General features: G+C 39.5%; 6 protein-coding genes and 4 pseudogenes. 5 read left to right on the forward strand and 5 right to left on the reverse strand.

The window, feature by feature from the left end:
* Positions 1 to 12 precede the first annotated feature (12 nt).
* Both RA086_RS15555 and RA086_RS15560 read left to right on the forward strand, forming a co-directional pair.
* A pseudogene (locus RA086_RS15555) lies at positions 13 to 354 on the forward strand (replication initiator protein A); the annotation flags it as partial.
* 259 nt (positions 355 to 613) lie between these two features.
* Positions 614 to 895, forward strand: coding sequence for a type II toxin-antitoxin system RelB/DinJ family antitoxin (locus RA086_RS15560; protein ID WP_002819873.1), 282 nt, complete (start codon positions 614 to 616; stop codon positions 893 to 895).
* A 149-nt stretch (positions 896 to 1044) separates the two neighbouring features.
* Here RA086_RS15560 and RA086_RS15565 read toward each other — a convergent pair whose 3' ends face one another.
* Entirely contained in the window at positions 1045 to 2070 is a 1026-nt protein-coding gene (locus RA086_RS15565; protein WP_308704621.1) for an IS30 family transposase, read from the reverse strand.
* A gap of 96 nt (positions 2071 to 2166) precedes the next feature.
* Here RA086_RS15565 and RA086_RS15570 point away from each other — a divergent pair.
* Positions 2167 to 2568: pseudogene (locus RA086_RS15570) on the forward strand (hypothetical protein); the annotation flags it as partial.
* Here the strand turns inward: RA086_RS15570 and RA086_RS15575 are convergent.
* Both RA086_RS15575 and RA086_RS15580 read right to left on the reverse strand, forming a co-directional pair.
* Complete coding sequence (locus tag RA086_RS15575) at positions 2558 to 2836, reverse strand: hypothetical protein (protein WP_308704622.1); 279 nt, start codon at positions 2834 to 2836, stop codon at positions 2558 to 2560. The pseudogene RA086_RS15570 and the gene RA086_RS15575 sit on opposite strands and share 11 nt — an antisense overlap.
* A 22-nt stretch (positions 2837 to 2858) precedes the next feature.
* Entirely contained in the window at positions 2859 to 3068 is a 210-nt protein-coding gene (locus RA086_RS15580) for a hypothetical protein (protein ID WP_308704623.1), read from the reverse strand.
* Between the two features lie 269 nt (positions 3069 to 3337).
* Here RA086_RS15580 and mobQ point away from each other — a divergent pair, with 269 nt between their 5' ends.
* Both mobQ and RA086_RS15590 read left to right on the forward strand, forming a co-directional pair.
* On the forward strand, positions 3338 to 5398 hold the full coding sequence (gene mobQ, locus RA086_RS15585; RefSeq protein WP_308704624.1) for a MobQ family relaxase: 2061 nt from the start codon (positions 3338 to 3340) through the stop codon (positions 5396 to 5398).
* Positions 5373 to 6150: pseudogene (locus tag RA086_RS15590) on the forward strand (DNA topoisomerase); the annotation flags it as partial. The gene mobQ and the pseudogene RA086_RS15590, both read left to right, overlap by 26 nt.
* Before the next feature lie 435 nt (positions 6151 to 6585).
* On the opposite strand, the pseudogene RA086_RS15595 reads toward RA086_RS15590, so the two are convergent.
* Both RA086_RS15595 and RA086_RS15600 read right to left on the reverse strand, forming a co-directional pair.
* Positions 6586 to 6704: pseudogene (locus tag RA086_RS15595) on the reverse strand (IS30 family transposase); the annotation flags it as partial.
* A gap of 833 nt (positions 6705 to 7537) precedes the next feature.
* On the reverse strand, positions 7538 to 8467 hold the full coding sequence (locus RA086_RS15600; RefSeq protein ID WP_308704627.1) for an IS30 family transposase: 930 nt from the start codon (positions 8465 to 8467) through the stop codon (positions 7538 to 7540).
* Positions 8468 to 8477 lie beyond the last annotated feature (10 nt).

The following is an 8477-nucleotide window of genomic DNA, read 5'->3' on the forward strand; positions in this document are numbered from 1 at the left end:
ACATGATGAATACTGCTTAGTTTTTGGTGCCGTACCCCGCAACAGATGCGTTGCTTCGTTGGTATTATCTTAAATGCTAAGTACCGAGTTGAGAAGGATCATAAAGATATTGGCGTCATAATCCCACTGGACGACGAAGAACTTAAATTTTTAATGACTAAAGCCTTGAGACGTTACTTTAACGCCCTAAGAAGCAATGAGAAGCACATCAAGAACGTGGAAAACTACCTGTACGGCACCATGCAAAACCTATTTGGCGTTTGGTGGAATAAACAAGCGGCTAGAGAACATGCGGCCAAACACCCCGAAGAAGAAAAGTCGGCCGACAACGACAACAGTGGGTTGTACTACTAGTCCTAAAAGGCTACAGAATCCTTTCTAAACAGTTTTAAGACTTACTAACCTCCTTATACTTAAGTTAGATTTAAATGGCTTAAACATAAGAATAGGGGCTTTTAAATGAGTGCCAGAGCTAACCAGGCTAACCAGCTCAAAAGTTCAGCCTTTAGATTAACGCCAAGCTCAAGTGATTTGAGGCCAGGGTTTTATCTATTGATAAGGTACTCAAAAGGTAGTATAACGGTAGTAGTAAAAGAAAGGAGATGAGACAATCATGGCAGTTAAGGAAAAGAAACGGGTCCAAGTCAAGATTGATAAAGATTTGGCCGATGATACCGAAGCAGTTTTAAGCGAATTGGGCTTAAATCCAACCACGGCCATTAACATGTTTTACAAGCGGATTGTTGCTAATGGTGCTTTACCTTTTAATGCGTCTTTAAGCGAGGAAGAAAGAGCTAATTTACGCTTTTTAAAGGCGACCGAAGGGACACCAGTCACCGAGTTCAAAGACGCTAAAGAGGTCGCTGATTGGCTCAACGATCCAGATGAGGACTAATGACTTAGTCAGGCTCTTAGTTTTGTAGAAACTAACGGTGGCAAGTCTCGACCAGTTTTAATTCGTCGGGTATCAGAACAGACGGTCGAGGCTTTTAAAATTACCCGGAATGTCAACTCAAGCGCAACACCATGGAGCCAGGCCGTGAGCTAGCTTGCAAGCGCGGCCTCAATAAGCTCGGCGGCGTTAGCGTAGCCGAGTGTCATGCGATGTTTTTGATTCAGCGCCTCTTGAACCTTTGCGATGTCATCATCAGAGAAACCATGTAGCGATAGACCCTTAGGGATGTACTCTCGAATCAAACCGTTCTGGTTCTCGTTACTGCCACGTTCCCAAGGTGAGTAAGGGTGCGCAAAGTAGATCTGAGGCCCTTGAATCTGGTCCAACAGTTTGAACTCAGAACCGTTATCAAAAGTGATGGTCTTAAAGTAGCCAGGATGCTGATCAATGGTAGCTTGAAGCTCTTTTAAGCAGGTGTCTGCGTGGTAATTGGGAATCTTGACGATGATCTCATAGCGGGTTCGCCGTTCGGTCAGGGTCATCAGTGCTGGTTCACTAGCCTGACGCTTGCCTTTAATTAGGTCACCCTCCCAATCACCAAAGCGTTCACGGTTATTGATAGTGTCTGGTCGTTCATCAATTGAAGTGCCAGCCAGACGCTTGTTTTTCCGCGAGTGGTTGTGACGATTGGACTTTACATGGCGTCGGACCTTGGCTGGCAGGTCGATGTTCTTAATGTCTAAGCGGCCTTGACCAATGTACCGATAAACAGTCGGTGTTGAGGGGCATGGTTTGTCAGGATGAGCCTGTTTAAAGGTATGAACAAAGCCATCAACACTATCAATCCGTGGCCGGCGTTTAAGTACTGTTTTAAGCATCTTGAAGAACAGCCAGCAGGCTTCCTCTAAGCCTCTGAAACGGCAATTTTGACGGGCTTTTTCGTGGCGAATTTGGCTGGTATCCGCAAAGTATTCGGTGAAAAAGAGATAGTCAGAATTACGCTGTTGAACAGTACCACGCCTGATTTCACGTGAGATGGTGCTACGACTACGGTCAAGCCGACGGGCAATTTCAGCCTGAGATTCTCCTGCATTCAAATACGCTTGGATTTCGCCTCTTTCTTCCGGGGTAAGTTGTTGATAATGCTTGGTAGTGCTATTCTTGGATTGGGTCATGGAGATGTCCTTTCTAGAGTTTCAGCACTTTAAGTTTAGGTCTCCATGGCCTATTTGTATAATTTGAACTTGTTGCACTTAGATTTTAAATCCGGGGCTTTTAAAATTACTAGTCAGTATGAAAAGAAGTCGGCTTATATCAAGCAACAATATTATCCGATTCAAGATTGGCAATCCGCTGGGTTGAAGAAACCTTCCTGGGTCGATCTTGGTAATATTTATCGCTTTCCCAAAGCCGGTTTAAACTTTAAAGAAATCGGTCATTTAAGTAAGCTAGATCAAAATAAAATTTCAGATTTTACGCTTGACCTAAAATCAAAAAGAAGAGGTAAGGGTCAAAAGATAATTCAACAGCGATCAAGTAAAAGGAAGCACAAAGAAAGTAAAGCAGAGCTTACACAAAGAATTCAAAAACAGTTAAAAGACTTTGCTAAACACAATCCAGAAGTTAAGCCAAAAAACAATCCTGAAAATAAAAACGATCGGCCTAGTTATTAGGTTGATCGTTTTTGAGTTTATTCGGTTTATGGGCGTTAACATAGTCAGCAATTGTTTTTAAAAGTTCTTCGGTTTGTTCGACCGAGAGGTTATTAGCTTGAAAGTACTTTTCTAATAAAGCCCCTTTTTGAATTAATCGGCGAGAACGGGCTTTGCGGGCTTGCCGATTTTCATAGTATTTAGATTGCCGTAATTTAAAATCTTCCCGCTCAATTTTTTGTTTTAAACGCGCTTGCTGCTCGACTAGTTTTTCATATTGATTAGACATGGAATTTTCCTATCTCGTATGGCTAATGATCTACGGACTTTACCTTTAAAAATTCAGAAAATTGCTTGGCTAAAATCTTAATCTGATCGTTAGACAAATTAGCATAATCTAAATTGGATTGACTGATGATTTGTTTACCTAGCCGTTGTTCAATCTTATTTTTTTCAGCTTTAATCTTTTGATTAAGCTGTTTTAATTTAGCTTCTTGTTTCTCTAAGTTACTTTGCTGCATAACTATTCCTCCAATCATCTTAAAATAATCACCGACACTATATCATAATGGAAACGTTAAGTCAAAGGATAAAAGTTGAAATAGCGAAGCGAAAGTCATACACTAAAAGTAAATTCAGGAGAATCATCAGACCGAGTGAAACGAGGTCAATGCGCACTTACACGTCATCTTTGATGACGTTGTGCTAAACCAATTAAAACCTGTATTAGAAGTCGCCGATGGCGACAACAAAGTCAAACCCATAAACCCAAAGAAAGGTGGTGACCGACATGGCAATTTTTCACATGAGTTTTAGTAATATTAGTGCTGGTAAAGGACGAAGTGCGATTGCCAGTGCCGCTTATCGAAGTGGTGAAAAGCTATTTGATGATAAGGAAGGTCGCCACTATTTTTATGCCCGCTCGGTTATGCCAGAAAGCTTTATTTTAACCCCAAAAAATGCACCAGAATGGGCCAGTGATCGAGAACAGTTGTGGAATGAAGTTGAAAAGAAAGATCGTAAATCAAACTCACGGTATGCAAAAGAGTTTAACGTGGCTTTACCGGTAGAATTAAGTGAATCCGAACAGAAAAAATTACTGACAAAATATGTGCAAGAAAATTTTGTTGATGAGGGCATGGTAGCCGATGTAGCGATTCATCGTGATCACCCAGATAATCCACACGCACACGTGATGTTAACCAATCGCCCATTTAACCCCGATGGTACTTGGGGACAGAAAACAAAAACCGAATACATTTTAGATAGTCATGGTAATAAAACTAAGACCCCTGCAGGGAATGTGAGAAACCGAAAAATTTGGTTGGTTGATTGGGATAAAAAAGAAAAAATAACTGAATGGCGGCACAATTGGGCGGCAAGTGTAAATCAGGCTTTGGAGCAAAAAAACATTCCTGATCGGATCAGTGAAAAATCATTTGTGGAACAGGGAATAGCTGACACACCAATGCAACACGAGGGAATCAATAGCAAACGGCATGAAAGAAAGGCATTTAATCAACAAGTTAAGAACTATCGTAAGTCCAAAGCTGGCTATAAAAATATGCAGGAGAAAGTAGTTAATCGAGGCCACTTGGATAGCCTAAGTAAACACTTCTCGTTTAACGAGAAAAAAGTGGTCAAAGAGTTAAGCCACGAACTGAAAACTTATATCAGTTTGGAGAACTTAGATGATAAACGGCGCATGCTATTTAATTGGAAAAACAGCACCTTAATTAAACATGCGGTTGGTGAAGATGTGACTAAACAATTATTGACAATTAACCAACAAGAAAGCTCACTCAAAAAAGCAGATGAACTCTTAAATAAAGTGGTTGATCGCACGACTAAAAAACTTTATCCAGAGCTTAATTTTGAACAGACCACGCAAGCTGAAAGACGAGAATTAATTAAGGAAACCGATAGCGAACAAACAGTTTTCAAGGGTAGTGAATTAAACGAACGTTTAATGAACATTCGTGATGATTTGTTGACCCAACAATTATTGACCTTTACCAAACGGCCATACGTTGGCTGGAAGTTATTAATGCAACAAGAAAAGGAAGTCAAAATCGAGCTTAAATATACGCTGATGATTCATGATGATAGCTTAGAAAGTCTAGAACACGTTGATCAAGGTCTACTAGAAAAGTATTCACCAACCGAGCAGCAAAAGATTACTCGCGCAGTCAAAGAATTGCGAACAATCATGGCTGTTAAGCAAGTCATTAAAACGCAATACCATGAAGTATTGAAAAGGGCCTTTCCCAAAGGCGATTTAGATGAATTACCAATGACTAAACAGGAACAAGCCTATACAGCCGTGATGTACTATGATCCTGTTTTAAAGCCATGTCAGGCTGAAACAATTGAACAGTGGCAAGCAAATCCACCACAGGTGTTCAGTCCCCAAGAACATCAACAAGGACTAGCTTATTTATCGGGACAGCTTAGCTTAGATCAGTTAGAAAATCATCACTTACAACGGGTTTTAAAGCATGATGGCACTAAACAACTCTTTTTTGGCGAATGCAAAGCCGATCCGACGATTAAGAACAGTCAGATCGAGAAAATCCAAAAGCAGTTAAAAGGGCAACAAGCCAAGGACGACCAGTACAGAAAAGCAAATATGGGGCATTATCAACCGCTAAATTATAAGCCAGTTAGTCCAGACTATTACTTAAAGACGGCCTTTAGTGATGCGATCATGACTGTTCTATATGCTCGTGATGAAGATTACCAACGGCAAAAGCAAGAACGTGGACTGAAAGAAACCGAGTGGGAAATGACGAAAAAGCAACGGCAACACCAAACTCGAAACCGGCATGAAGATGGGGGCATGCACTTGTAATCACAAAATTAGCGACTGGTTAATTGGTATGAATGGTAGCCCATAATGTATTTTATATTGAGAAAAATTTGGTACGTAGAGCGTGCTCGATTAGTTACGTATAGCTGCCAGCCTTGTGTATGGTCTATCAAAGAGACCAGGCAATCAAAAACTTTAAGCCGGAACCCTATTTTGAAATAAATGCTGAAATTCTTGCTAATCAGCAAAAATTCGTCGCAAAATTAGACCCCTATCAGCGATTTAAAGACGAAGCAGGGCTAATGACATTCATGCGAGCTAAACACGTTCATAAAGGCTTGCAGGACGGTTTAATCAAGGACGTCCAAAAACGAGGCAAAAAGCGTGCTAGTCCCCAACTATTCTCGCTATCCAGTCTGCAAAGTGCCATGAATAAACGTTATCACGCCAGCGCCAGTCAAACCTTAGCGGCCATTCAGAGTTTATACGAAGCCAAGTACCTTAGTTATCCCCGCACCGATTGTGCTTACATCACTGATGAAGAATTTGATTATTTAGTGGCTAATCTGACGAAGTATCTGGGTTTAGTCTCTAAGCCAGTCGCTTTAACCAATACCACCCCAAATAAGCGCTATGTTAATGGAAAAAAGGTTGAAGAACACTACGCCATTATCATGACTAAAGTCGTCCCGACTAAAGATCAATTAGCTACCTTACCTAAAATACAGCATCAAGTCTATGACTTAGTTTTAAAAACGACGTTAGCGATGTTTGCTGATCCGTATGAGTACGAGGTAGCGTCAAGAATCTTGTGTAAATGAAATGCCTTCGTACATATAATATGTATCTAACTTAAATAAGTAATGAGAAAATATCATGTCTAAATTAACTGAATCTCAAATACGGGCCAATAAAAAATAGGACGATAAAAACAATATATTAACAAGCGGTCAGTAGCACGTAACTTTATTAAGCAACTACCTACCGATGATGACCTCGCAAAGTTTCTTAGCCTAATTTCTGATCGTCATAAGTTTTTACATGAAAAAATTAAAGAAAATAACAAATAGCTACACATTATACATTGATTTAATGGAGAAATTAATAGTTTACAGTAAAACACCTGATAATTCACTAAGTAAAGTGAAGGTTGGAAAGAATGAATAATTTTTTGAATATTTTTTTTTCAATAGGCAGATTGTAAAATTAATCCGAATAAGTCCGATAGTTTTCAATGGCCGTTGATTAATAGGTTCAAGTGCTGCTATGATCTCATTAATTGTTACATGGTTAAAGTTGGACTGTTTGAGAAAAACCAACATAACCATCGATTAAAAGATTCATTAGCAACCTACATCTATAAATAGTATGATACCATGTCATTTATAGATGTAGTCGGCTATTGTGGCCCAAATTAATAAATACCACGTTGGCGCCCACTGAATTAACTATTAAAATTTCGGTGGTTAAAATCAGCAATAGTATAACTCTAACATTCACGATAAGTAACTACCAGCGACTGGATAAGTGTACCTTTTTAAGGAGACCCAAAATTGATGTTACCATTATTGATCTTATTAGTTGAGTTTGTTTTACTCATATTTCTTGGTAAGATTCGAAAAAAAATTATGGACTATACAAGATCAGACGAGTTATATTTTTGGGGCCTCTTTCTAAAAAAAGCGATTCCCGTCAAAAGATGAAACAGATCAAGAAAAAAGTCCTTCAAACGTATCGTAGAAGCTCCCTAAAAAACGAACTACTCTTCTGGCTAGAGTTTACAGTTGTTAGAGGTTGCTTTTATGGTTCGCTCATGTGGCTCTGGTACATAGTTGCTTTCGGAAATAGTATCATCCAAATCCGACCAGCAATCATTGGCTTTATGATTGCTATTCCACCCACGATAGCACTTCCCCAACAGCTATATCATTTTTGGAAACAACAACCTATTTGGCATGAGCAGCCTATTGAAAAACAAGCTTTCCTACTACCAAACGAACAAGATCACAAAGCCTTATTTAAGTACCATTTACAATCTTACTCTTTATTGTTACTATCGTTGGTTATAGGATGGTTTGGTACAGGAATCTGAGTGCTCAAAGAACAAGGTGAGAAACTAATTTTGGTTTCTCACCTTGTTCTTTTTTATCTAAATTTTTTATCTTATGGTAGATTGCAAATTTAATCCGAATTTTTGGACAAATTTGTCAGCATAACCTGATACGGTGTTTGCCAGTCGAGTATTTTAAGCGGTCGCTGGTTAATTTGGAGTAACGTCGTCGTTAAATCTTGAGCACTAATGTGCTCAAAACGAGTCCCTTTAGGATAAAAATAGCGTAAGTTCCGATTAAATCGTTCATTACTGCCGCGCTCAGCTGGCGTATAAGCATGGCAGTAATAGGTCTTAATACCGTATTGTGCTTCAAGTGATACTAGACCGCTAAACTCAGTGCCACGGTCCACCGTAAAACTATGCACCGGGCCATTAAAAGTTGCTAGAAACTTATTTAGGGCTTCATTAACAGTTACTGCTGTCCGGTTTTTTAATCGGTAGGCCCAAAGGAAACGTGATTTGCGATCGATTAAGGTTAATAAAACTGCCTTACTATGCCCACGGGGGCCAACAATTGTATCTAATTCAAAATCACCGATGCGATTACGTCGATTAACCACGATGGGTCGCTGTTCAATTGACCGTCCTAATGATTGATTATATTTAGAACGTTGGTCAAGGTTACGCCGTTGGCGCACGCCATGTTCAGGCAAATCATTTAAAGAAAACTCAATTTTTCCTTGATTTAACCAATTATAAATTGATTTAGTCGCTAGTTTAAATTCGTGAGCTATCATTTCTGGTGACCAACTTAGCCGTAAATGGTTTAAAATTATTTGCCTTAATTTGTCATTCAATTTAGTCTTTCGGCCACATCGTGATCGCTTGTATTCGGCATCTGTTTGTGCTAATTCAGCCTGATAAGGTTGACATCGAGATAATTCATAAGAAATTGTTGACGGTGATCGGTTCAGCCGAACGCCCATTTGGATATTGGACAGCCCTAGTTCACAAAAGGTTTCGATTTTAATTCGTTCGGAATAGGTTATACTAGACAAAAGATCAGCT

Source organism: Lactiplantibacillus brownii, assembly GCF_031085375.1.
Lineage (GTDB): Bacteria > Bacillota > Bacilli > Lactobacillales > Lactobacillaceae > Lactiplantibacillus > Lactiplantibacillus brownii.